The 23,338-nt window shown below is 63.8% G+C and carries 21 protein-coding genes; 10 read left to right on the plus strand and 11 right to left on the minus strand.

The window, feature by feature from the left end:
* The first annotated feature begins 12 nt into the window (after positions 1-12).
* Together RFM41_RS31410 and RFM41_RS31415 are read left to right on the plus strand one after the other, a co-directional pair.
* Positions 13-1,020: a GlxA family transcriptional regulator gene (locus RFM41_RS31410; protein WP_320253141.1), complete on the plus strand. Its 1,008-nt coding sequence runs from the start codon at positions 13-15 to the stop codon at positions 1,018-1,020.
* Positions 1,021-1,131: 111 nt separating this feature from the next.
* Positions 1,132-2,763, plus strand: a complete 1,632-nt coding sequence (locus tag RFM41_RS31415) for a vWA domain-containing protein (protein WP_320253142.1) — start codon at positions 1,132-1,134, stop codon at positions 2,761-2,763.
* A 96-nt stretch (positions 2,764-2,859) separates the two neighbouring features.
* On the opposite strand, the gene RFM41_RS31420 is transcribed toward RFM41_RS31415, so the two are convergent.
* The 5 genes from RFM41_RS31420 to zwf form a co-directional block, all read right to left on the minus strand.
* Positions 2,860-3,141, minus strand: coding sequence for a helix-turn-helix domain-containing protein (locus RFM41_RS31420; protein WP_320253143.1), 282 nt, complete (start codon positions 3,139-3,141; stop codon positions 2,860-2,862).
* The gene (locus RFM41_RS31425; protein WP_320253144.1) at positions 3,138-3,467 is read right to left on the minus strand and encodes a type II toxin-antitoxin system RelE/ParE family toxin; all 330 of its coding nucleotides are present in this window, start codon (positions 3,465-3,467) and stop codon (positions 3,138-3,140) included. The genes RFM41_RS31420 and RFM41_RS31425 overlap by 4 nt, the downstream gene beginning before the upstream one ends.
* Before the next feature lie 60 nt (positions 3,468-3,527).
* Entirely contained in the window at positions 3,528-5,351 is a 1,824-nt protein-coding gene (edd, locus tag RFM41_RS31430) for a phosphogluconate dehydratase (protein WP_320253145.1), read from the minus strand.
* A gap of 61 nt (positions 5,352-5,412) precedes the next feature.
* Positions 5,413-6,129, minus strand: coding sequence for a 6-phosphogluconolactonase (gene pgl / locus RFM41_RS31435; RefSeq protein ID WP_320253146.1), 717 nt, complete (start codon positions 6,127-6,129; stop codon positions 5,413-5,415).
* The gene (gene zwf, locus RFM41_RS31440; protein WP_320253147.1) at positions 6,111-7,580 is read right to left on the minus strand and encodes a glucose-6-phosphate dehydrogenase; all 1,470 of its coding nucleotides are present in this window, start codon (positions 7,578-7,580) and stop codon (positions 6,111-6,113) included. Before zwf ends, pgl begins: the two co-directional genes overlap by 19 nt.
* Positions 7,581-7,837: 257 nt before the next feature.
* Here zwf and RFM41_RS31445 point away from each other — a divergent pair, with 257 nt between their 5' ends.
* Positions 7,838-8,584, plus strand: coding sequence for an SDR family oxidoreductase (locus RFM41_RS31445; RefSeq protein ID WP_320253162.1), 747 nt, complete (start codon positions 7,838-7,840; stop codon positions 8,582-8,584).
* A 377-nt stretch (positions 8,585-8,961) separates the two neighbouring features.
* Here the strand turns inward: RFM41_RS31445 and RFM41_RS31450 are convergent, their stop codons facing one another.
* The 3 genes from RFM41_RS31450 to RFM41_RS31460 form a co-directional block, all read right to left on the minus strand.
* Positions 8,962-9,846, minus strand: coding sequence for an SH3 domain-containing protein (locus tag RFM41_RS31450; protein WP_320253148.1), 885 nt, complete (start codon positions 9,844-9,846; stop codon positions 8,962-8,964).
* Between the two features lie 258 nt (positions 9,847-10,104).
* Positions 10,105-11,391, minus strand: a complete 1,287-nt coding sequence (locus RFM41_RS31455) for an NAD(P)/FAD-dependent oxidoreductase (RefSeq protein ID WP_320253149.1) — start codon at positions 11,389-11,391, stop codon at positions 10,105-10,107.
* A 10-nt stretch (positions 11,392-11,401) separates the two neighbouring features.
* The gene (locus RFM41_RS31460; RefSeq protein ID WP_430691588.1) at positions 11,402-12,838 is read right to left on the minus strand and encodes a glutamine synthetase family protein; all 1,437 of its coding nucleotides are present in this window, start codon (positions 12,836-12,838) and stop codon (positions 11,402-11,404) included.
* 180 nt (positions 12,839-13,018) lie between these two features.
* On the opposite strand from RFM41_RS31460, the gene RFM41_RS31465 reads away from it, so the two are divergent.
* A complete protein-coding gene (locus RFM41_RS31465; protein WP_320253151.1) occupies positions 13,019-13,732 on the plus strand; it encodes an HAD family hydrolase in 714 nt (237 codons plus the stop codon).
* A gap of 34 nt (positions 13,733-13,766) precedes the next feature.
* Here the strand turns inward: RFM41_RS31465 and RFM41_RS31470 are convergent, their stop codons facing one another.
* The 3 genes from RFM41_RS31470 to aceA all read right to left on the minus strand — a co-directional run bounded on the left by RFM41_RS31470 (position 13,767) and on the right by aceA (position 16,029).
* A complete protein-coding gene (locus tag RFM41_RS31470) occupies positions 13,767-14,216 on the minus strand; it encodes a response regulator (protein ID WP_320253163.1) in 450 nt (149 codons plus the stop codon).
* A gap of 226 nt (positions 14,217-14,442) precedes the next feature.
* On the minus strand, positions 14,443-14,685 hold the full coding sequence (locus RFM41_RS31475; protein ID WP_027168360.1) for an SMc00767 family acetate metabolism repressor: 243 nt from the start codon (positions 14,683-14,685) through the stop codon (positions 14,443-14,445).
* Positions 14,686-14,739: 54 nt separating this feature from the next.
* Positions 14,740-16,029 (minus strand): isocitrate lyase, encoded by a 1,290-nt coding sequence (aceA, locus tag RFM41_RS31480; protein ID WP_320253152.1) that lies wholly within the window; start codon positions 16,027-16,029, stop codon positions 14,740-14,742.
* A 251-nt stretch (positions 16,030-16,280) separates the two neighbouring features.
* Between aceA and RFM41_RS31485 the strand changes: the two genes are divergently transcribed.
* From RFM41_RS31485 to RFM41_RS31510, 6 genes are all read left to right on the plus strand, one after another.
* On the plus strand, positions 16,281-17,723 hold the full coding sequence (locus tag RFM41_RS31485; protein ID WP_320253153.1) for a helix-turn-helix domain-containing protein: 1,443 nt from the start codon (positions 16,281-16,283) through the stop codon (positions 17,721-17,723).
* Between the two features lie 137 nt (positions 17,724-17,860).
* Complete coding sequence (locus RFM41_RS31490; protein WP_320253154.1) at positions 17,861-18,826, plus strand: DMT family transporter; 966 nt, start codon at positions 17,861-17,863, stop codon at positions 18,824-18,826.
* A 395-nt stretch (positions 18,827-19,221) separates the two neighbouring features.
* The gene (locus RFM41_RS31495; protein ID WP_320253155.1) at positions 19,222-20,319 is read left to right on the plus strand and encodes a polyamine ABC transporter substrate-binding protein; all 1,098 of its coding nucleotides are present in this window, start codon (positions 19,222-19,224) and stop codon (positions 20,317-20,319) included.
* 78 nt (positions 20,320-20,397) lie between these two features.
* Positions 20,398-21,537, plus strand: coding sequence for an ABC transporter ATP-binding protein (locus tag RFM41_RS31500; RefSeq protein WP_320253156.1), 1,140 nt, complete (start codon positions 20,398-20,400; stop codon positions 21,535-21,537).
* 10 nt (positions 21,538-21,547) lie between these two features.
* On the plus strand, positions 21,548-22,510 hold the full coding sequence (locus RFM41_RS31505; RefSeq protein WP_320253157.1) for an ABC transporter permease subunit: 963 nt from the start codon (positions 21,548-21,550) through the stop codon (positions 22,508-22,510).
* Positions 22,507-23,325 (plus strand): ABC transporter permease, encoded by an 819-nt coding sequence (locus RFM41_RS31510; protein WP_040988184.1) that lies wholly within the window; start codon positions 22,507-22,509, stop codon positions 23,323-23,325. The genes RFM41_RS31505 and RFM41_RS31510 overlap by 4 nt, the downstream gene beginning before the upstream one ends.
* The last annotated feature ends 13 nt before the right edge of the window (positions 23,326-23,338 follow it).

Here is a 23,338-nt window from a genome sequence, read left to right on the forward strand (position 1 = left end):
GGATAGAGCGGGATGCCCCACTCGACCCAGTCGCATCACGCTCTCGATCGGCCGATCACGAACGATCCCGCTCAGGGCGGCCGCCAGTTCGGCTTTCTGCTGGTCGATAAATTCTCGATGTTCTCGCTGGCCGCGGCCATCGACTGCTTCCGCTCGGCGAACCGCCTGCTTGGCCGCGACTTCTATGGCTGGACGACGATTTCGGCCGATGGCGACGCGGTCATGGCCTCGAACGGCCTGCCACTGAAGATCGACTATTCGGTCGCCGACATGCCGCCGGTCGACATCCTGTTCGCCTCGGTCGGCCTCACCACGGAATTCCCCGGCAAGAGCAAGGTGCTGGCGGCGCTGCGCAGCTGGGGCCGGCGCGGCAATGCGCTGGGGGCGCTCTCGGTCGGCTCCTATCTGCTGGCCGAGGCCGGACAGCTCGACGGCTATCGTTGCACCATCCATTGGGAGAACCGCGCCGGCTTCATGGAGCGCTTCCCCGACATCAATTGCACCGGCAACGTCTTCGAGATCGACCGCAAGCGCTACACCTGCGCCGGCGGCACCACCTCGATCGACCTGATGCTGGAGATCGTGCGCGGCGATTTCGGCTCCAACCTCGCCAATGGCGTCGCCAACCAGTTCCAGCACGAGCGCATCCGCTCAGCCGGCGACCGCCAGCGCGTCGGACCGGAGCGCGACCTCACCGGCAAGTCGGAAAAGCTGCGGCGCATCGTCGAATTGATGGCCGACCATCTCGACGAGCCGCTCTCGGCCGTGCAGCTCGCCAAGTCGGCGGGCCTGTCGGTGCGCCAGGTTGAGCGCCTTTTCCTGCGGCACCTCAGTGTGACGCCCGGCCGCTATTACATGCGGCTCAGGCTCGAACGCGCGCGCGAATTGCTGCGCCAGACCAACATGCCGATCCTCGACGTGGCGATCGCCACCGGCTTCACTTCGCATTCCTATTTCGCGCAGAGCTACCGGCTGCAGTTCGGCCGCCCGCCATCGGAAGAGCGCCGCACCACCTACTGATATTCAGGCTCCGCAAGCGAGTACCGAGCAGGGCCCGCCTGCAGGCTTGTATCCTGACGCCGCGTCAAATAGTTTTCCGGGCGCGGACGGGGGTTCACTCAGGAGATTTCCATGGCGGGACTGGCACGGAGCGTCGCTGCGGCGGTCCTCCTTTTGTCGATGACCAGTTTCGGCTTTGCCGCCAACAAGGTCATCATCATCCTCGATGCATCGGGCTCGATGTGGGCGCAGATCGACGGCAAGCCGAAACTGGAGATCGCGCGTGAATCGCTGCGCACGGTGCTGCAGTCGGTCCCGGCCGACGACGAGATTGGCTTCATGGCCTATGGCCATCGCACCAAGGGCAGCTGCGACGACATCGAGCTGATCGTGCCGCCGCAAGCCGGTTCCGCCAGCGCCATTTCGGCGGCGGCCGACAGCATGAAATTCCTCGGCAAGACACCGCTCACGGCCGCCGTCAAGCAGGCCGCCGAAGCGCTGAAATACACCGAGGACAAGGCAACGGTAGTGCTGATCACCGACGGGCTGGAGACCTGCGGCGGCGATCCTTGCGCGCTCGGCAAGGAGCTCAAGGAAAGCGGCGTCGATTTCACCGCCGATGTCGTTGGCTTCGGCCTGAGCGCCGACGAGGGCAAGCAGATCGCCTGCCTCGCCGAAAACACCGGCGGCAAATACATCCAGGCCTCCGACGAGAAGGCGCTGCAGGAAGCTCTGGTCGAGACCGTGGCGGCTCCGGCGCCGGCGCCCGCGCCGAAGGCAGCGGAGGTCGACTACAATCTCGTCCCGACAGCGCTGCTGAAGGAGGGAGGCGAGGCGCCGAAGTCGGACGTCTACTTTGAGATATTCAAGGACGACGCCAAGGGAACCGGCGGCGAGCATGTCGACTACGGCTACAACACCGTCAAATTCCATCTTGCAGCCGGCAACTATATCGTCGTCGCCACCAGTGGTGCGGCCAGGGCCGAGCAGAAGGTCTCGCTGACGGCCGACAAGGCGACCGAGCCTGCGCTCAACCTGAACGCCGCGGAGATCTCCATCCACGCCCGGCCGGCGCCGGGCGCCGATATCGACCGCGGAGCTCAGATCAGCATCGCCTATCCTGGCGGCGCGTCGGACGCCAATTATGGCGAGGTCAAGTACGTCGTCCCCACCGGCGAGACCAAGGTCACCGTCAGCCTGGGAGCCGGCGAGGCGAGCGAGACGATGCAGCTCGTCGCTGGCCAGGTCATCGACAAGGACATGATCGTCGGCGTCGGCAAGGCCAAGGCCAACGCCTTCTACACCCAGGGCGGTGAGAAGGCCGGCACGGACGTGTCCTGGAAAGTGTACAAGGCCGCCAAGAAGCTCGACGGCACCCGCGACCAGGTAACTTATGCCTATGGTCCCGACAGCCAGTTCGACCTGCCGCCCGGCCACTATGTAATGGGCGTCGACGTTCAGGCCGTGTCTACAGAGCAGCCTTTCAGCGTGACGGTCGGGCAGATGAGCGATGTCAACGTGACGCTGAATGCCGGTGTCGTGGCTGTCGACGCGCCGGGCGCGGACGGCTTCAAGATCTATGAGGCCAGGAAGGACATCCAGGGAGAGCGCAAGCAGGTCACCTATGCCTATGGTGAGAAGATGCAAACCACGCTTGCCGCGGGCGACTATGTGCTGGTGACCAACTTCACCACCGACAAGGCCGACAAGGAAACGTCCTTCACGGTCAAGGCCGGCGAGCGCAACGAGCTCACCGTGCAGTAGTCACCGCATGCCGGTCTTCCAGTTGGGCTGTCCGACATTCCGCGAACGGCTCGCGGAATGTCATCTCGGTAACGCAGCGAAACTTGGCTTCGCCGATCAGGCAGCTTCCGAGACGCGCACTTCGACATGAAGCCCGGCCGCGACCGCCATATTGACGAGGGTGTCGAGCGCGAACAGGTTGATCTTCCCGCGCAGGAGATCGGACACGCGCGGTTGCGTCACGCCAAGCCGCTGCGCGGCTTCGGCCTGCATCCAGCCCTTTGCTCGGATGTGCTTCTCCAGCGCCATCATGAGCGTGGCGCGGAGCTTCATGTTCTCTGCTTCGGCGGGAGTGTCTTCGATGGCATCCCACACGCTTGCAAAAGTTTCGTTGTTCAATGGCCTAGCTCCTTCATGAGATCGCTGTAGCGCTTTGCGGCCAAATCCAAATCTGTTTTGCTGGTCTTCTGCGTCTTCTTCTGGAAGCAATGCAGTACGTAGATCGCCTCGGCAAATTTGACGGTGTAGATGACCCGAAACGCTCCGGTCTCATCCCTAATTCTGATTTCCAGTACCCCCTTGCCGACCGTCGTCATCGGCTTCCAGTCGGTCGGAGGTTGCTCGTTCTGTACCTTATCGAGCTGATAGCCTGCTTCACGCCGTGCCGAGTTCGGAAAGGCGCGCAGATCGGTTAGGGCGCTGCCCCGGAACACAAGCATTTTCACACGGCTGACTATACAAAATTTTGTATAGTCAGCACAAGTAGCTTCTCACACGAAACGAGATTAGGCGTTGCCGAAGGCAGCGGCGCCATGGTCGGCGCGGCCGACCAGTTGCCGGAAGCCTGCGAACAGCTCGCGGCCGAAGCCGAACTCGTTGCCGATGAGGTCGGCGTCGGCCGTGCGGCGCAGCGCAAATTCCGTCCCCGGCACCAGCACCTCCAGCGTGCCGGCATCGGCGTCGAGCCGGATGACATCGCCGTCATGGATCCTGGCGATCGGGCCATCCTCGACCGCTTCCGGCGTCACATGGATCGCCGCCGGCACCTTGCCGGAGGCGCCCGACATGCGCCCGTCGGTCACCAGCGCGACGCGTTGGCCGCGATCCTGCAATATGCCGAGCACGGTGGTCAGCTTGTGCAGTTCCGGCATGCCGTTGGCTTTCGGGCCCTGGAAGCGGATAACGGCGATGAAGTCGCCGGTAAGCTGGCCGGCCTTGAAGGCATCGTTCAGCGCCTGCTGGCTGTCGAACACCTTGGCCGGTGCCTCGATGACGCGGCGCTCCGGCTTCACGGCGGAAGTCTTGATGACGGCATGGCCGAGATTGCCGCCAAGCACTTTCAGGCCGCCGGTTGGCTGGAACGCCTTCTTGACCGGCGCCAGCACCTTCTCGTCGCCACTGTTGAGAGGCGCCGCTTCGCGCACCACGCTGCCGTCACCGCCAAGCCGTGCCTCGACCGCATAGGGCCGCAGGCCTTCACCCCAGACCGTCTGCACGTCCTCATGCAACAGGCCTTCGTCGAGCAGCTCGCGGATCAGGAAGCCGAGTCCGCCCGCGGCGTGGAAATGGTTCACGTCGGCAAGCCCGTTCGGGTAGACGCGCGCAAGCAGCGGCACTGCTTCCGACAGGTCGGAAATGTCCTGCCAGGTGAGCGCGATGCCGGCGGCGGCCGCCATGGCGATCAGGTGGATCGTATGGTTGGTCGAGCCGCCGGTGGCGTGCAGGCCGACCACGCCGTTGACGATCGAGCGCTCGTCGATCATGCGCCCGACCGGCGTATAGGCATTGCCGAGCGCGGTGATCGCCAGGGCGCGCTTCGCCGCTTCCCTGGTCAGCGCGTCGCGCAGCGGCGTGCCCGGATTGACGAAGGAGGCGCCGGGCGTGTGCAGGCCCATGATCTCCATCAGCATCTGGTTGGAATTGGCGGTGCCGTAGAATGTGCAGGTGCCGGGTCCGTGATAGGATTTGGACTCCGCCTCCAGCAACTCGGCGCGGCCGACTTTGCCTTCGGCATAAAGCTGGCGAACCTTGGCCTTCTCGTCATTCGCGAGACCGGTCGTCATCGGCCCGGCCGGGATGAAGACGGCCGGCAGATGCCCGAAGGTGAGCGCCGCGATCACCAGCCCGGGCACGATCTTGTCGCAGACGCCGAGGAAGACGGCGGCGTCGAACATGTTGTGCGACAGGCCGATCGCCGCCGCCATGGCGATCACGTCGCGCGAGAACAGCGACAGCTCCATGCCTGGCTGGCCTTGCGTGACGCCGTCGCACATCGCCGGCACGCCGCCGGCCACTTGCGCGATGCCGCCCGCTTCCCGCGCGGCTTCCTTGATCAGCGCCGGAAACGTCTCGAAGGGCTGATGCGCCGACAGCATGTCGTTGTAGGAGGTAATGATGCCGAGGTTGGGCACGCGGTCGCCGCCCAGCGCTATCTTTTCGGACGGGCTGCACACGGCAAAGCCATGGGCAAGGTTACCGCAACCCAGCACCGCGCGGTTGGCGGTGCGGCCGGACGCCTCCGCGATACGGCCGAGATAGGCTTCGCGGCCGGCTTTCGAACGGTGGCGGATGCGTTCCGTGATGGCTTCGATGTCGCGTCTGGCTGTCATGGTCCGTCCTTTCGAGCCCGACGACGTCCTCCCTCTGCCGCCGGACTGTCCTCATCTGAAATCAGGGTGCCCAGAACACCTCTGCGGGTCGCGGCGCCGCCTCGAGCACTCTGCGGATCGGCTTTTTCGCGCCGGGACCCATCGCGCCGTTGAATGCTGCGCGCTTATCCTCGCCTTCGATGTGGAGCGCGAGGAAGCCGGCGGCGACGATGCGCGTCATCGACAGTGTGAGCCGCGGCTCGCCGCCGCTCGCCGCATGCACCGGCAGCACGATCCGCTGCGAGACCGGGTCGAGCAATTCCTCGAGGTTGCCGGCATCCGGGAAGAACGACGCCGTATGGCCGTCGCCGCCCATGCCTAGGATCACCACGTCGAGCGGCCAAGGCAGCGATCTGAGCGCCTCGCTGTCCGCCGTGGCTGCGTCCTCGATGCTTGCCGCCTCATGGTAGAGCGGCACGAAGCGCGCCGCCGCGGCCTCGTTCTGGAGCAGGTTCGCCGCCACCAGGCCGGCATTGGAGCGCGGCGAGGAGGGCGGCACGAAACGCTCGTCGACCAGTGTCACGGTGACCTTGTCCCAGGCGATCGGCGTGGTCGAGAGCACCGCGAACAGCTTCGCCGGCGTGGTGCCGCCCGACACTGCGAGCAGCGCGGTGCCGCGTTCCGCGATGGCCCCGGTCAACCGGTCGGCGATCTCACCGGCCAGCGCCGTCGCCAGGTCCTGGCGGTCGGCAAAGCCGTTCCAGCCGTAGCGGACTTCGCTCAATTGCTCTCGTGCCATGTCCGTCCGTCACGTTCGATAAGAGCGATCGAGGCCGACGGCCCCCACGTTCCGGCCGTATAGCCCTGCGCCTCCTGCCTGGCGCTTTCCCAGGCGTCCTGGATCGGGTCGATCCATTTCCAGGCCGCCTCGACCTCGTCGCGGCGCATGAACAGCGTCTGGTTGCCGCGCACCACGTCCATGATCAGCCGCTCATAGGCATCAGGCGCACGCCCGTCGAAGGACTGCGCGAAGCTCATGTCGAGCGAGATCTGGCGCAGCCGCATGCCGCCCGGCCCCGGGTCCTTGATCATGATGAACTGTTTGACGCCTTCGTCGGGCTGCAGCCGGATCACCAGCTGATTGGCGAAGATCGGCCCGGCGCTTTCGTCGAAGATCGAAAAAGGGATCGGCTTGAACTCGATGACGATCTCGGAGACCCGGCTCGCCAGCCTTTTGCCGGTCCTGAGATAGAACGGAACGCCGGCCCAGCGCCAGTTGCCGATCTCGGCCCTTATGGCGACGAAGGTCTCGGTGGCGCTGTCCTTGCCGAGTTCCTCGACATAGCCCTTGACCGGGCCGCCCGCCGAGGCGCCGGCGCGATACTGGCCCCGCACCGTGTGCTTGGGCGCTTCGTTGCCGTTGATGCGCTTCAGCGCCCGCAGCACCTTCAGCTTCTCGTCTCGCACGGCATCGGCGTCCATCGAGGACGGCGTTTCCATGGCGACGAGGCAAAGAAGCTGCAGCATATGGTTCTGCACCATGTCGCGCAGCGCGCCGGCCTTGTCGTAATAGGTGACGCGGTCCTCGAGGCCGACGGTCTCGGCGACCGTAATCTGCACATGGTCGATATGGGCGGAGTTCCACAGCGGCTGATAGAGCGCGTTGGCAAAGCGCAGCGCCATCAGATTCTGCACCGTTTCCTTGCCGAGATAATGGTCGATGCGGAAGATCTGGCCTTCGTGGAAATCGTCGCCCACCGCGTCGTTCAGCGCGCGCGCCGAGGTCAGGTCGCGGCCGATCGGCTTTTCCAGCACGATGCGCGAGTTCGGCGTGATCAGCTTGTGCTGCTTGAGCTGATGCGAGATATCGCCGAACAGCGCCGGCGCCACCGCGAGATAAAAGGCCCGGATGCGGTCGCTGTCGCCGATCGCCTTCTTCAGCTTGTCGAAGCCTGTGCCGGTGGTGGCGTCGGCCGAGACGTAGGAAAATCTGGCCAGGAAGGTTTCCAGTTCCTTCTGGTCGATATCGGCCGGCTTGACATGGGACGAAATTGCCTGCCTGGCGAAAGCCTGGAACTCGGCGTCGGTCATCTTGGCGCGCGAGGTGCCGATGATGCGCGTTGGTTCGGAGAACTGATGGTCGCGTTGGCGATAATAGAGCGAAGGCAGGAGCTTGCGTTCCGACAGGTCGCCGGTGCCGCCGAAGATGATGAAATCGAAGGGATCGACAGGGATGATCTGGCTGGTCATGGTCAGTCCGATTTGATGCCGGATGCCGGCAGCGTGGTTGGTATATTCTAATCGATTTAAATTTTCCAGTGCCATGGTGTCACAGGCAGGACCAATCGCTTGCTATTGCATCGGTCCACCTGTTTCCCGACACTGCGCCGCCGACAGGCCTGTCGGTAAAGCCATGGCTTCCGGCAACGTTCGCGGCCGCACCATAGAACGCGAATGTGACGAAAGCTAAAGGAGATAGCTGCGGAAATCCAATGAGCGGGAAAGCCATGCGTCTGGAAAACAAGGTCGCCATCATCACCGGTGCCGCGTCGGGCTTCGGGGAGGGTATGGCAAGGCGTTTCGCCGAAGAGGGCGCGCGCGTGGTCGTCGCCGACCTCAACGCCAGGGGTGCTGAGCGAGTGGCCGAAGAGATCGGTCCCAATGCGATCTGGACCCAGACCGATGTGTCCATGCGCTCCGAATTCGACGAGATGATCTATGCCGCCAAGAGCGCTTTCGGCCGCATCGACATCATGGTCAACAATGCGGGCTTCACCCATCGCAACGGCGATATGCTCGGCGTCGACGAGGAAACCTTCGACCTGATCACCGCGGTCAACATGAAGGCGATCTATCACGCGGCCCTTAGCGTCGTGCCGATCATGGACCGGCAGGGCGGCGGCGTCATCTTGACCACGGCCTCGACGGCGGGGCTTCGGCCGAGGCCAGGCTTGACCTGGTACAACGCCTCCAAGGGCTGGGCGATCACCGCCACCAAGTCGATGGCGGTCGAGCTGGCGCCGAAGAACATCCGCGTCAATTGTCTCTGCCCGGTCGCTGGCGAGACCGGCATGCTGGAAAAATTCATGGGCGCGGACACGCCCGATATCCGCGAAAGATTCCGTGCCTCGATCCCGCTCGGCCGGCTCTCGACACCGCTCGACATCGCCAATGCGGCGCTGTGGCTGGCCTCGGATGAAGCCGCCTTCATCACCGGCGTGGCACTGGAGGTCGACGGCGGTCGCTGCATCTGAGCCGCTTCATGCGGCGAACGCAGCGTTGGCGCCGTAGGCCGGGTCCCGGTTTGACCTCATGGTCCGTCAAAACGATAACGGATCGGGGCGGGGGAATTGGCGCGTGGTTAAGGTCAGGCTGCGTGAGATTCGCGACGATCTGGGCTGGCGAGTGCGTCGCTATCGGGCAAAGCGCGCGCGTGCCCGAAGCAAGGCTGTCTTCATCGGGATAACCGGCAGTTCCGTCAGATGCTGGATTCCGGCGTGCGGCAAGCAGGAAGGGTGTTACACTTGCGGCCTCTACGAAGTGCCGTTCGAGGAACACGAGTCCTTCGTAGCAAATCGCAGGCTCGAGCGCAGAAAACGTCGATACGAACGGCTGCTTGGCGGGTTAGGTTTCAGGCGCCGGTCTTGACGTAGCTTTTGTAGACCCAGCCGTGCTTGCCGTTATAGACGATCTCGCACCATTGCTTGCAACCGATCACCTGCACCGATGCCTTGGCCGGCACCGTGACGATTGCGGCGGCACCTTTCTTCGGGCCCGAGCGCATGGTCACAGCCCTCAAAATGCGTCCGTTTGCGGCCGCGCCGGCTTTTTGAGCTTTCGGCTTGGCCGCGCCGTCCGTCGCCGCCGGCTGCGGATCTGAAACCTGCGGCTTGGCTTCGGGAATGGCGGCGGTTTGGGCGCCATCCATCTTGTCGCCCGGCTTCTTCACTTCCATCGGCGTCTCGCTCGCGGCAGCCGCGACCTGCGACAGCGCGTTCGAGGCGTCGTTCTCGGCATTAGCCTCGGCAAAGGCCGTATCGGCGGGTTGCGCGGGACCTGTGCCGGCGGCCTGCTTGGATGGAGCTGGCTGGTCCTCGGTCGGGGCTGGCGGCGTCTGGGCGTCGGAAGCCGTCCAGCGGGGGCTGCTCGGCGCCAGGGCCGGAATGCTGGCTTCGCGGGCCGCCGTCGTGGGCGTGACCGCATCCGCCTTGCGCGCGGCCTGCGGCGCCGTCACCACGGTGACCGCCGCTGCCGCCGGAGCGACTTTCGTGGTCTTCACCGGAATTGTCGGAACGTTTTGCGCGGCAGTTGCAGCAGCCACTTGCCGGTCACTGCTCGGAAAGCACAGCCACAGCGCCACCGCGGCCACGCCGAGCAGCGCGGCGGTGCCGATCGCCGCAATGACCAGATGGGCGTTCGACTGCACCCTCTGCCAGAAGGATGGCCGTACGCTATAGCCGAATTGCATTGTAAAGCGCTGCCGTTCCGGCGTGCCGAAACTAAAGGGCCCGTTCACTCAAACCACCTCCAACAAGCGGGCCGACGTTCTTTCGATCATTGCCGCAACGATTGGCTTAGATCGGCATCGGTCCCGAAATTATTGCGGACAAGGCCCGCGAAATCCCCGGATTTTCGCCCATGATTGCATCTTTTATTGCTGATTATGGCATGAGTGAGCCAATTTGCGAAATTCTGTGCGCCTGTTAACGCTTCCACAACCCACGGCGTGGAAGCCGCGAGCGTCGAATCGGCGGCTTCGGCTGGGCAGCCAGCTTCAAATCCTGTCCCGCAGCGCGAACCAGTTGAGGGCGAGAAACAAGAGCGGCGCGCGGAAGCGCCGCCCGCCCGGGAAGGCGGGGATCTTCAGATCCTCGATCAGTTTCAGCCGGTCGCGGTTGCCGGCAACGGTCTCGGCATAGAGCTTGCCGAAGAAGTTCGACAGCATGACGCCGTGGCCGGAATAGCCGCCTATCGAAATCACCTTCGGCATCACCTCGCGCACGAACGGCTTTCTCGGCATTGTGATGCCGACATAGCCGCCCCAGCCATGCGTGATCTCGACATCCTTCAGCGCCGGGTAGAGCTCCGCGATCTGCTTGCGGATGTGGATATGGATGTCCTTCGGATCGTTGACGGCATAAACCTCGCGGCCGCCGAACAGGAGCCGGCCGTCTATCGACTTGCGGAAATAGCGCACCACGAAGCGGGAATCGTCGACCGACTCGCCGCCCGGCAGCACTTTGGAGGCGGCGCCGAGCGGCACGGTCGCGCCGATGAAGGAGCCGATCGGCATGATGTGCGCCGCGCTCACCGGCTCCAGATTGCCGCCATAGGCATTGACCCCGACCAGGCATCTGTCGGCGGTGATCGTGCCCCTGGGCGTCGTGACCGTCACCTTGCCGCCGTTGGAAACGATGCCGGTGGACGGCGTCTCCTCGAAGAGATGCGCGCCGGCGGCCGCCGCTACTTTCGCCGTGCCGATCACCAGCTTCAGCGGGTGGATGTGCCCGGTGCCGGTGTCGCGCGTGCCCCCGAAATAGCGCGTCGAGCCCAGCCGTTCCGCTGTCTCCGCCGCGTCCATGAAGCTGACATGCGGATAGCCGAAGCGGCTCGCCATGATCTCGGCATGGCGCTTGTAGTCGTCGACGTAACGCCTCTTGTGCGCCACAGAAAGCTGGCCCGGCATATAGTCGATGTCGATCGCGTTGGCGGCGGCGAAGTCGAGCAGATGCGCCTTGGCCTCTTCGGCCATGTCGAACAGCGCCCTGGCGCGGGAGAGGCCATATTCGGCCTCCAGTTCTTCGGCCCAGGCGCGCTGCCCGGTGCCAAGCTGGCCGCCATTGCGCCCCGACGCGCCGTCGCCGAAGCGATAGGCCTCGATGAGGATGACATTCGCGCTGGCCTTGGCCAGGTGCGCGGCTGCCGACAAGCCGGTGAAGCCGCCGCCTATGATGACGACGTCGCAGGTTCGGTCACCATCGAGAGGCGGGTATTCAGGGCGGGGCCCGGCGGTGTCCTCGTACCAGGAACGGCCGGGGGAAATGGGAGATTGGTAGGGCATGATCTGTGCCCTATACGTTCAACAACAGATACTCCCGCTCCCACGGGCTGATCACTTCCATGAAGGTCTCGAACTCGGCACGCTTGATCGCGGTATAGGTGGCGGCGAAGGATGTGCCGAGGATGGCGCCGAGCTCCTTGTCGTCTTCGAACAGGCCTACGGCCTCCAGAAGGCCGCGCGGCAGGTCGATTTCATCCGCATTGGCGGTCGTCAGGACCGGCGGCTCTGCCTTGATCTTGTTGTTCATGCCGACCAACCCGCAGGCCAGCGATGCCGCTAGCGCTAGGTAGGGATTGGCGTCCGATGACGGGATACGATTCTCGACGCGCCGCGCCGCCGGATCCGAGCGCGGCACGCGGAAGGCGGTGGTGCGGTTGTCATAGCCCCATTTGTTGTTGACCGGGGCCGATGCCTGCTGCGTCAGCCGGCGATAGGAATTGACGTAGGGCGCCAACATCACCAGCGCGTTCGGCACATGCTTCTGCATGCCGCCGATGAAATGGAAGAAGGCGTCGGTCTCGGAGCCGTCCTCGGCCGAGAAGATGTTCTTGCCGGTCTTTTTGTCGACCACCGACTGGTGGATATGCATGGCCGAGCCCGGTTGCCCCTGGATCGGCTTGGCCATGAAGGTGGCGTAGATCTCGTGCTTCAGCGCCGCCTCGCGGATGGTGCGCTTGAACATGAAGACCTGGTCGGCGAGCTCGATCGGGTTGCCGTGGCGCAGGTTGATCTCGAGCTGGCCGGCGCCTTCCTCATGGATCAGCGTGTCGATCTCCAGGCCCTGCCGTTCCGAGAAATGGTAGATGTCGTCGATCAGTTCGTCGAACTCGTTGACGCCGGCGATCGAATAGCCGGCGCCGCCGCCGATCGGTCGGCCCGAACGGCCGACGGGCGGCGTCAGCGGATAGTCCGGATCGGGGTTCTTGCGCACCAGATAGAATTCGATCTCGGGCGCCACGACCGGTTTGAGCCCGCGCTCGTCATAGGCCGCCAGCACGCGCTTCAGCACGTTGCGCGGCGTGAATTCGACCGAGCGGCCGTCCTGGTGAACGAGATCGCAGATGACCGCGGCCGTCGGGTCTTCTTCCCAGGGCACGACGGTCAGCGTCGAAAGATCGGGCAGAAGCTTCAGGTCGCCGTCATCTTCGGGATAGTGGAAGCCGTTGCCGTCCTCGGGATAGCCGCCGGAGATCGTCGTCATGAACACGGCCGAAGGCAGCGCCAGCGAGGTGTTGGAGGTGAATTTCTTCGACGGCATCATCTTGCCGCGGGCGACGCCCGCCTGGTCGGGCGTGATGCACTCTATGTCCTCGATGCCGCGCCATTCGAGCCAGGCGCTGGCCTCCTTCCAGTTCTTCACGCCGCGTTGGTTCTTCAGGAAGGCAGGCGTGCGGGCGCGTCCCCCCCGGCTTGACGGACGGACTTCCTTTTTCTCAGGCGGCATCATTCACCAGATTGTGTTGCGGATTTCGGACTATAGCCGGGCGCCACGGGGGAAGGGAAGGGGAGGCGGGCCGGGCATACCAAGCGGGTGCCCGAGAAAAAGTCGTTCGGCCGCTGCCATTTTCTGCTTGCTGGCGGCGCTGCAACGTCTAGATGTGCCTGTCAGAAAAGAGTGAGCGCGCTAATGTCCGCTTCCCGGTTGACCACAATCGGTTTCGATGCCGACGACACGCTGTGGCAGAACGAGCAGTTCTTCCTCATGACCGAGCAGCGCTTCCTCGCCATGCTTGCCGAGCATGGCGATGCAAGCCGCATTTCGGCGAACCTGCTTGCCGCGGCCAAGCGCAATCTCGGCCTCTATGGCTTCGGCATAAAGAGCTTCACGCTGTCGATGATCGAGACGGCGATCGAGGTTACCGAAGGCCGTGTTCCGGCCTCGACGATCGCGGAAATCCTGGCTGCCGGCCGCGACATGCTCAGCCATCCGATCGAGCCCCTGCCGCATGCGCGTGAGACGGTCGAGAAGCTCGCCGGCAGCTATCGGCTGGTGCTGATCACCAAGGGTGACCTCATGGACCAGGAGCGCAAGCTTGCGCAATCGGGACTGGGCGAGCTTTTCGACGCCGTCGAGATCGTCAGCGACAAAAGCGCCGCCACCTATGCCCGCATCTTCAGCCGCCATGGCGACGGGCCGCAAAAAAGCATGATGGTCGGCAATTCGCTGAAGTCGGATGTCGTCCCTGCCATCGATGCCGGCGGCTGGGGCATCTATGTCCCGCATGAATTGACCTGGGCGGCCGAGCATGCCGAGGCGCCGGTCGCCGCGCCGCGTTTCCGCGAGATCGCCGATCTGGGCGAACTACCCGCGCTGATCGAAAGCATCGCCGCGGCGGGCTGATCAGGTTCAGGGGCGCACTTTTCTTGGAATTGCTTTAGCCGCGCCCGACCAGGCGATCGACCACGGGTTGCAGCCTCTCGGGCGTGATCGGTTTGGCAACCACGGCATCGACCACGCTCGACAGGCCGAGGCTCTCCGGCGTGCCAGTCCTGGTTGAAAGCAGGATCACCGCGGGCAGTGGCTTGCCGGAGGCGCGCCGCAGCGCGTCGATGGCCGACATCAGCGGGTCGCAATCCTTGTTGTCCGGGCCGCCGTCCAGGATGACGGCGCCGGGCAGTTGGCCGGTCAGTGCCTTCTCGGCGGCCTCGGGCGGTTCCGAAATCGGCTTCAGTCCCGATTTCTCGACGATTTTCGACACCACGACCCGGTTGATCGATGATTTCCCGACGACGAGCACCTTGGAAAAGTCCGCCGCGATCGCGCCCGTCCGGGCTGCCGGTCTCGGGTGTCTTTCGGAATGGTCGTCACGGTCGGCGGGACACATCGGCGGGCAGGCACTCTGGTTCAATGCAGGGTTGAAACCTGAGGCACAATTGGGTGAGATCGCGGCCGGTGTCAAGCTGAAACGATCGCGGTCGAAAATATAGCAAGAAATTCTGGAATTCAGCGCAAGTCGTAGCCCTCGGCGACGAAGGCAAATCGAAAAAATGCGACAGTCTCCCGAACGTATAGGCGCACGGGAGACATTCGCCGAAACTGTTGACGTTACGTCAGGTGTGGCTCTGCTGGGTAACGATCACCGGGATCAAAAGGTCGCCCCAGTTGCCGTCGCCGCCATGGTGCCTGGCCGAACGCACCAACTCCACCGAGACGCCGGCTTCGACTGCCTTCATGACCGACTGGTTGAGCCTGTGCAGATCGTTGGCGAGCATGCGGATCGTCGCCTGCTGGTCGACGCTCATCGCGCTCGATTGTTCTTCTGCCCTTTCCTTGACGCGGCTTATCGATGCCATTGGTCTTCTCCTCGATGTAGGTGCCCTGCGGGCGTTTCCTCTGGTTGTTATCCGTTACTCGGCCGCCGGCCTGAACTGGGCGTGCTCGGTCGATTCATGCATGGCGGTGGTCGAAGACTGGCCGCCGGTGATCGCCATCGACACGGCGTCGAAATAGCCGGTGCCGACCTCGCGCTGGTGCTTGGTCGCGGTGTAGCCTTTGGCCTCAGCCGCGAACTCTGCTTCCTGCAGTTCCGAATAGGCGGCCATCTGCCGGTCCTTGTAGCCGCGCGCCAGCTCGAACATGCCGAAGTTCAGCTGGTGGAAGCCGGCGAGCGTGATGAACTGGAACTTGTAGCCCATCGCGCCGAGCTCCTTCTGGAACTTGGCGATCGTCGCGTCGTCGAGATTCTTCTTCCAGTTGAAGGACGGCGAGCAATTGTAGGCGAGCAGCTTGCCCGGATGGTGCTTGTGCACGCCCTCGGCGAATTTCCTCGCCTGCGCCAGATCCGGCTTCGACGTCTCGCACCAGATCAGGTCGGCATGCGGCGCATAGGCGACGGCGCGCGCGATACAAGGCTCAATGCCGTTCCGCACATTGTAGAACCCCTCGACCGTGCGGCCGGCGTCATAGTCGACGAAAGGCCGGTCGCGCTCGTCGATATCGGAGGTCAACAGCTTCGCCGCTTCGGCGTCCGTGCGCGCCACGACCAGCGTCGGCGTGCCCATGACATCGGCCGCAAGGCGCGCCGCGTTGAGGTTGCGGATATGCGCCGCCGTCGGGATCAGCACTTTGCCGCCGAGATGGCCGCACTTCTTCTCCGACGCCAGCTGGTCCTCATAATGGACGCCGGCCGCCCCCGCCTCGATGAAGGCCTTCATGATCTCGAAGGCGTTGAGCGGACCGCCGAAGCCGGCTTCCGCATCGGCCACGATCGGGGCGAACCAGGTGTCGACCGACAGTCCGTTGCCTTCCGAGGTCTCGATCTGGTCGGCGCGCTGCAAGGTGCGATTGATGCGCTTGACGAGTTCCGGCGCTGCATTAGCCGGGTAAAGCGACTGGTCCGGATACATTGCCGAGGCGGTGTTGGCGTCGGCGGCGACCTGCCAGCCCGAGAGATAGATCGCCTTCAGCCCGGCTCGAACCTGCTGCATGGCCTGGTTGCCAGACATGGCGCCCAGCGCGTTGACGAAATCCTCCTCGTGTATGAGCTTCCACAGCCGGTTCGCGCCCATCTCGGCCAGCGTCTGACGAATCTGCACGGAGCCCCGCAACCGCTTCACATCCTCTGGCGAATAGGGGCGCTCGATGCCGTCGAAACGGCCTTCCGGCGCGGAGGGGACGAGGTTGTAAAAATCGGTCATGGGTCACTCCGGGTCATTTGGTAATTGCGTCAGCGCTGCATCGCAAAGGCATATCCTGCGACGTTTGCGTATGACATCGTTTACATTGCAGTGCGAAAGGCGCCTAGAAAAACCGCCAGATATCTCGGAAAATAAAGGAAAAGCTGTGTTGCCATTGACAAGCCAGCTCTGTAAATTTGTCACGATTGTAAAAGCGGCGAAGCGAGCGCCGGACTCGATATCCATGTAAATTCTTGTCAAGGGTGGCAGGGATGGCCGACCAGAAGATCTTCGCCGGGCCGCGGCTGCGCCGGCTGCGCAACGCCAGGGGCCTGACCCAGACGGCGATGGCCGAGGGGCTGGGCATCTCGCCTTCCTACCTCAATCTGATCGAGCGCAACCAGCGGCCGCTGACGGTGCAGCTCATTCTCAAGCTCGCCTCCGTCTACAAGGTAGATCCGCACGAACTTCAGGGCGAGACAAAGGGTTCGATCGCGGCATTGCGCGAAGCCTTCAGCGATCCGCTTCTTGCCGGTGAGCTGCCCGGCGATCAGGAGCTGATCGACCTTGCCGAGACGGCGCCGAATGCTTCGGCGGCGATGGTAAAACTCTTTCGCGCCTATCGCGAGCAGGCCGAGCGCCTGTCCGACCTCAACCAGCTTCTGGCCAGGGAAGGCAGGGCGACCGCGCTGTCCGGCGCGCGCCTGCCTGCCGACGAAGTCCACGAAGTGTTTGAGCGCCGGCCGAACCACTTCGCCTCGCTGGAGGAGGAGGCGGAGGCTTTCACATCGGTGCTCGATCCCGGCGACGACCTGTCCGGCGCGCTGAAGGCCTGGCTGAGGCGCGAGCACGGCATCGTCGTCAAGGTGCTGCCGGTCGCCACCATGCCCAACTGGCGCCGCCGCTACGACCGACATTCGCAGCGCCTGTTCCTGTCCGAGCGGCTGTCGCCCTTCGACCAGCTGCGCGAAGTCGCCATGGAGGCGAGCCTGATGCGCATGTCGGTGGCCATCGCGGGCGAGGTCCAGGCGCTGAAGCTCGGCACCGACGAGGCGCGCCGGCTCGCCCGCTTCGAGCTCGGCCGCTATGCCGCGCATGCGCTGATGATGCCCTATCAGCCTTTCCACGCCGCCGCTATTCGCGCCCGCTACGACATCGACGTCTTGCGCTCCCGCTTCGGCGTCTCTTTCGAACAGGCGGCCAACCGGCTGACCATGCTGCAGCGGCAGGGCGCGTCGGGCGTGCCGTTCTTCATGCTGGAAGTCGACAATGCCGGCAACCGCTTCCGCAAGGCCGGCAGCCAGGGTTATCCGCAGAGCCGCTTCGGCGGCGGTTGCCCCAAGCTTCCCGTCCATGCCGCCTTCTCGCAGCCGGGCCAGATACTGGTCGAGGCGCTGGAAATGCCCGATGGCGCCGAGTTCCTTTGCATCGCCCGCACGCTGGAAGGCCCGCAAGGCGCCTTCTCCGAGCGGCCGCGGCGCACCGCGCTCCTGCTCGGTTGCGATATCGGCTTCCGCGATGAGATCGTCTATGGCGCGGCGCTACCGGCCGGAGCTGCCGGCAAGCCCGGGCAAGGCTTCGCCACGCCGGTAGGTCCCGCCTGCAGGCTTTGCGAGCGGGTCGGCTGCCTTGCGCGCGCCGAGCCGCCGGTGACGCGCCCGCTCGGCCTCGACGAGATGGTGACGGGCCTCAGCGCCTTCGATTTCCAGGGATGACCTCGGCGGATGTGCCCCAAGCCTCGCCGAATGCTGGATCACGCCGGTTTTGCGCCTTTGCGCTACGCGATTGAGACGCAGTTCTTTGTGATCCTTGGTGCATCGTGTCGAACGCAACTCGCTGACAGTCATCTGCCATGACCGATACCGCCTCGCCATCTGTCGCCTCGTCCTCCACCGCCTTGCCGGCCGTCTCGCCGCGCGAGGAGCGGATCGGCATGCTCCTGGTCTTCCTGTCGGCGCTGATGTGGAGTTTCGGCGGCACCATCGCCCGTTTCATCCATATCGGCGACAGCTGGACCGTGGTGTTCTGGCGTTCGCTCTGGGCCGTGGCCTTTCTCATTGCCTTCATGCTGTGGCGTGACGGTTGGCGCGGTACCCTGAAACTCTTCCGACACATGGGCCTGCCAGGCCTTGGCGTCGCCTTCTGTTTCGCCACCGCCTCGACCAGCTTCGTGGTGGCGCTTGCCTACACGACGGTCGCCAACATCCTGCTGATGCAGGCCGGCGTGCCACTGCTTGCGGCGCTCCTTGCCTGGCTGCTGTTTCGCGAACGGGTCGGCCCGGCGACCTGGATCGCGATCGCCGCCGTCATCGCCGGCGTCGCCATCATGGTCTCCGAATCCCTCGGCGGCGCCGTCTCGCCGATCGGCGACGGCCTGGCGCTGCTGATCGCGGTGATGTTCTCGCTGGCGACCGTGATTACCCGCCGCTTTGCCCATGTGCGCATGGTGCCGGCCAATTGCCTTGCGGCGCTGCTAGCCGGCGCTTTCGCCGCTTCTCAGGCCTCGGCATTCGCGGTCTCGGCGCGGGATATGGGCTTCCTGTTCGCCTTCGGTGTCGTCAACCTTGGCGTCGGCCTCGCCTTTTTCGCCATGGGCGCGCGGCTGGTGCCGGCGGCGATCGCGGCGCTGCTCGGCACTTTCGAGCCGATCCTTGGGCCGATCTGGGTCTGGCTCGTCCATTCCGAAGTGCCGTCGGTGCGCACCATTATCGGCGGCGCCGTCGTGGTCACGGCGCTGCTCGTCCATATCGGCCTGGAGTTCAAGCGCCAGGCTCGACCGGCGCGTCCCGGCGTCACCGGCCTCCCGTCGCCCAATTGACCAATGCATGTCGCCCAGAAGTGTGCGGCGGTTCTGGGACAACGACATGCATCAAGGACGATAGGCAGCGTTCCCCATTGACAACCCAGTCGCCGGGCGGGCAGGCTGCGATTACGGCAACAACAAGACAGGCGTATCTTGCCAAGTGTCTCCGCCGGCCTGCTCAGGGCCGGACAGCATCGTCATAGCTCTCAATACGCCACGGTGCATGCCGTTGACGCCGCCCGGGCGCCTCGCCGGGGAGGCCGGGACGCCTCTAACCTTGATGCCATGATCGAGCCTGGCGTGGACAGTTCACGCTTGTCGCTCTCCGGAATGCTCAATAGTCTGAAACCAACGCCGCCCCGCCATATCGCGACGAGCCGGCGAGGGAACACTCACCAAAGGAGAACACCATGATCCGCAAAGCGCTTTTGCTTTCGGCGACGTCGGCATTTCTTACGCTTTTCACACTAAGCGGTCACGCTGAGGACCGCGTCGTCAACGTCTACAACTGGTCGGACTATATCGACAGCTCGATCATTGACGACTTCACCAAGAAGACCGGTATCAAGGTCGTCTACGACACCTTCGATTCCAACGAGATACTGGAGACAAAACTGCTTGCCGGCGGCAGCGGCTATGACGTCGTCGTGCCGAGCGCCAACTTCCTGGCGCGCCAGATCCAGGCGGGCGTGTTCCAGAAGCTCGACAAGTCGAAGCTGCCGAACCTCTCCAACATGTGGGACGTCATTTCCGAGCGCACCGGCAAATACGATCCGGGCAACGAATATTCGGTCAACTACATGTGGGGCACGGTTGGCCTCGGCTATAACGTCAAGAAGGTGCAGGCGGCGCTCGGCACCGACAAGATCGACAGCTGGGACGTCTTCTTCAATCCGGACAAGCTGGCCAAGCTGAAGGATTGCGGCGTCTATGTGCTGGATTCTCCTGCCGACGTCATTCCGGCGGCGCTGAAATATCTCGGGCTCGATCCCAACAGCACCTCGCCCGATGACATTTCCAAGGCCGAGGAGGCGTTGCTGAAGGTGCGGCCCTATGTCCGCAAGTTCCATTCGTCCGAATACATCAACGCCTTGGCCAATGGCGACATCTGCCTGGCGATCGGCTGGTCGGGCGACGTCTTCCAGGCGCGCAACCGCGCCGTGGAAGCCAAGCAGGGCGTCGAGATCGGCTATTCGGTGCCGAAGGAAGGCGCGCAGATGTGGTTCGACCAGATGGCGATTCCCGCCGACGCGCCGCATGCCGCCGACGCGCTCGAGTTCATCAACTACATGATGACGCCCGAAGTCATCGCCAAATCGTCGAACTATGTGCTCTATGCGAACGGCAACAAGGCCTCGCAGCAATTCATCGACAAGGCGATCCTGGACGATACGTCCGTCTATCCGGATGAAGAGACGACGAAGAAGCTGTACACGGTCGCGCCATACGATCCCAAGACACAGCGTGTCATCACGCGCACCTGGACCAAGATCGTCACCGGCCAGTAGGCATCGAGACGCGACCCCGGCAGCCAACTGCCGGGGTCGCTTTCTTTTGGGGAATTTAAAAGTAACGGAGTGGGGATCATGAAATCGCTTGGCAGCATCCGCAGGGATTTCGCGCCATGGAACGACCCGAGTGCCAAGCCATATATCCAGTTCGACAAGGTCACCAAGAAGTTCGGTGACTTCACCGCCGTCAACAATCTGTCGTTGACCATCTTCGAGCGTGAATTCTTCGCCCTGCTCGGCGCTTCCGGCTGCGGAAAGTCGACGCTGCTCAGGATGCTCGCCGGCTTCGAGGAGCCGACGGCGGGCCGCATCCTGCTCGACGGACAGGACCTGCGCGGCATCCCGCCCTACAAGCGGCCGGTCAACATGATGTTCCAGTCCTACGCGCTGTTCCCGCATATGACGGTGGAGAGGAACATCGCCTTCGGCCTCAAGCAGGAAGGCATGCCCGGGCCCGATATCGAAAAGCGTGTCGCCGAGATGCTGAAGCTCGTCAAGCTCGAGCAGTTCGCCAAGCGCAAGCCCCACCAGCTCTCGGGCGGCCAGCGCCAGCGCGTGGCGCTTGCCCGCTCGGTCGCGAAGCGGCCGAAGGTTTTGCTGCTCGACGAGCCGCTCGGCGCTTTGGACAAGAAGCTGCGCGAGGAAACCCAGTTCGAGCTGATGGACCTGCAGCAGGAGCTCGGCCTCACCTTCGTTGTCGTCACCCACGACCAGGAGGAGGCCATGACCATGGCCGACCGTATCGCCATCATGGACAAGGGCGAGGTGATGCAGGTCGCGACGCCTGCCGAGATCTATGAGGCGCCGACGTCGCGTTTCGTGGCGCATTTCGTCGGCAATGTGAACATGTTCGAGGGCAAGGTTGCCGAGCGCACGGCAAGCACCACGCGCATCACCGGCGCGACCGGAGCCGAGATCGTCGTCGACAATGGCGGCAATGCCACCGCCGGCTCCGACATCGTCTTCGCGATCCGGCCGGAGAAGATCAGGGTTTCCTCGAAAAAGCCGGCCGATGCCGTCAACGCGCTGGAAGGCGAGGTCTATGACGTCGCCTATCTCGGCGACATGACCGTCTATCATATCAAGCTCGACGACGGGCAGATCGTGCGGGCGAGCGCGCTGAACGCCTCGCGCATCACCGAGGACCCGCTCACCTGGAACGACCGCGCCTGGGTTTCCTTCCGGCCCGACGCCGGCGTCGTGCTGACAAGGTAGGAGGGCTGAGATGACCGATATCGCAGCGACTGCCGCCCCATCGGCTGAAACCGCGACACTGCCGGCGAGGCTGGCAACAGGCTTCGTCAACCGCCTCGTCATCATCATTCCCTATCTCTGGCTGCTGTTCTTCTTCCTCGTCCCCTTCATCATCGTGTTCAAGATTTCGCTGTCGCAGACGGCGATCTCGATGCCGCCCTATACCCCGGTGCTCGACTTCAAGGATGGCGTCTCGGGATTCTTCGCCGGCTTCCGCGCGCTCAACTTCGACAACTACACCTGGCTCACCCAGGACGCGCTTTATTTCAACGCCTATGTGACGAGCTTGATCATCGCGGCGATATCGACGATACTCACGCTGATCGTCGGCTACCCGATCGCCTATGGCATGGCGCGCGCGCCGGCGACGATCCGCCCGACCTTGCTGATGCTGGTGATCCTGCCCTTCTGGACCTCGTTCCTGATCCGCGTCTACGCCTGGATCGGTATCCTGAAGCCTGAGGGTCTGCTCAATCAGGTCCTGCTCGCCACCGGCCTGATCAGCCAGCCGCTGGTCATCCTCAACACCTACACCGCGATCTTCATCGGCATCGTCTATTCCTACCTGCCCTTCATGGTGCTGCCGCTCTATTCCTCGCTGGAGAAGATGGATTATTCGCTGATCGAAGCAGCCCAAGACCTCGGCTGTCCGCCGACCGGCGCCTTCTGGAAGATCACCTTCCCGCTGTCGCTGCCCGGTGTCGTCGCCGGCTGCCTGCTGGTGTTCATCCCGGCCGTCGGCGAGTTCGTCATCCCCGATCTCCTCGGCGGTTCGCAGACGCTGATGATCGGCAAGACGCTGTGGAACGAGTTCTTCTCAAACCGCGATTGGCCGGTCTCGTCGGCCGTGGCCGTCATCCTGCTTCTGGTGCTGACCATTCCGATCATGTTCTTCCAGCAGGCCCAGGCAAAGGCACAGGAGCAGGGCAGATGAACTCGACCTGGAGCCGCTTCAACATCACCTCGATCGTGCTGGGCTTTGCCTTCCTCTATCTGCCGATCGTGCTTCTGATCGTCTTTTCCTTCAACGAATCCAAGCTCGTCACCGTCTGGGGCGGCTTCTCGACCAAATGGTACGTGTCGCTGTTCCACAATCAGGGCCTGATGGATGCGACCTGGGTGACGGCGCGCGTCGGCGTCATCTCGGCAACGGTCGCCACCGTGCTCGGCACGCTCGCGGCCATCACGCTGACCCGCTACACCCGCTTTCGGGGGCGAGTGCTCTTTTCGGGCATGGTGTTCGCGCCGCTGGTCATGCCGGAAGTCATCACCGGCCTGTCGCTGCTTCTGCTTTTCGTCGCCGTCGGGCTCGACCGCGGCTTCTTCACGGTGACGCTCGCCCACATCACCTTCACCATGTGCTTCGTCGCAGTCGTCGTGCAGTCGCGGCTGGTCTCCTTCGACCGCTCGCTGGAGGAGGCGGCGATGGACCTCGGCGCGCCGCCGGTGAAGACCTTCTTCCAGATCACCTTGCCGGTCATCTTGCCGGCGATCATCTCCGGCTGGATGCTGGCTTTCACGCTCTCGCTCGACGATCTGGTCATCGCGAGCTTCACCTCGGGTCCCGGCGCCACCACGCTGCCGATGAAGATCTACAGCCAGGTGCGTCTCGGCGTGACCCCGGAAATCAACGCCGCCTGCACGATCCTGATCGCGGTGGTGGCGGTCGGCGTCATCATCGCCTCGATCGCAAATAAGCGCCGCGAGATCCAGCGCCAGCTCGACGAGCAGGCCGCGCAGCGCGGTTGAGTGTGAGCGGGCG

The organism is Mesorhizobium vachelliae (assembly GCF_033977325.1).
In the GTDB taxonomy this organism is placed as follows: Bacteria; Pseudomonadota; Alphaproteobacteria; order Rhizobiales; family Rhizobiaceae; genus Mesorhizobium; species Mesorhizobium vachelliae.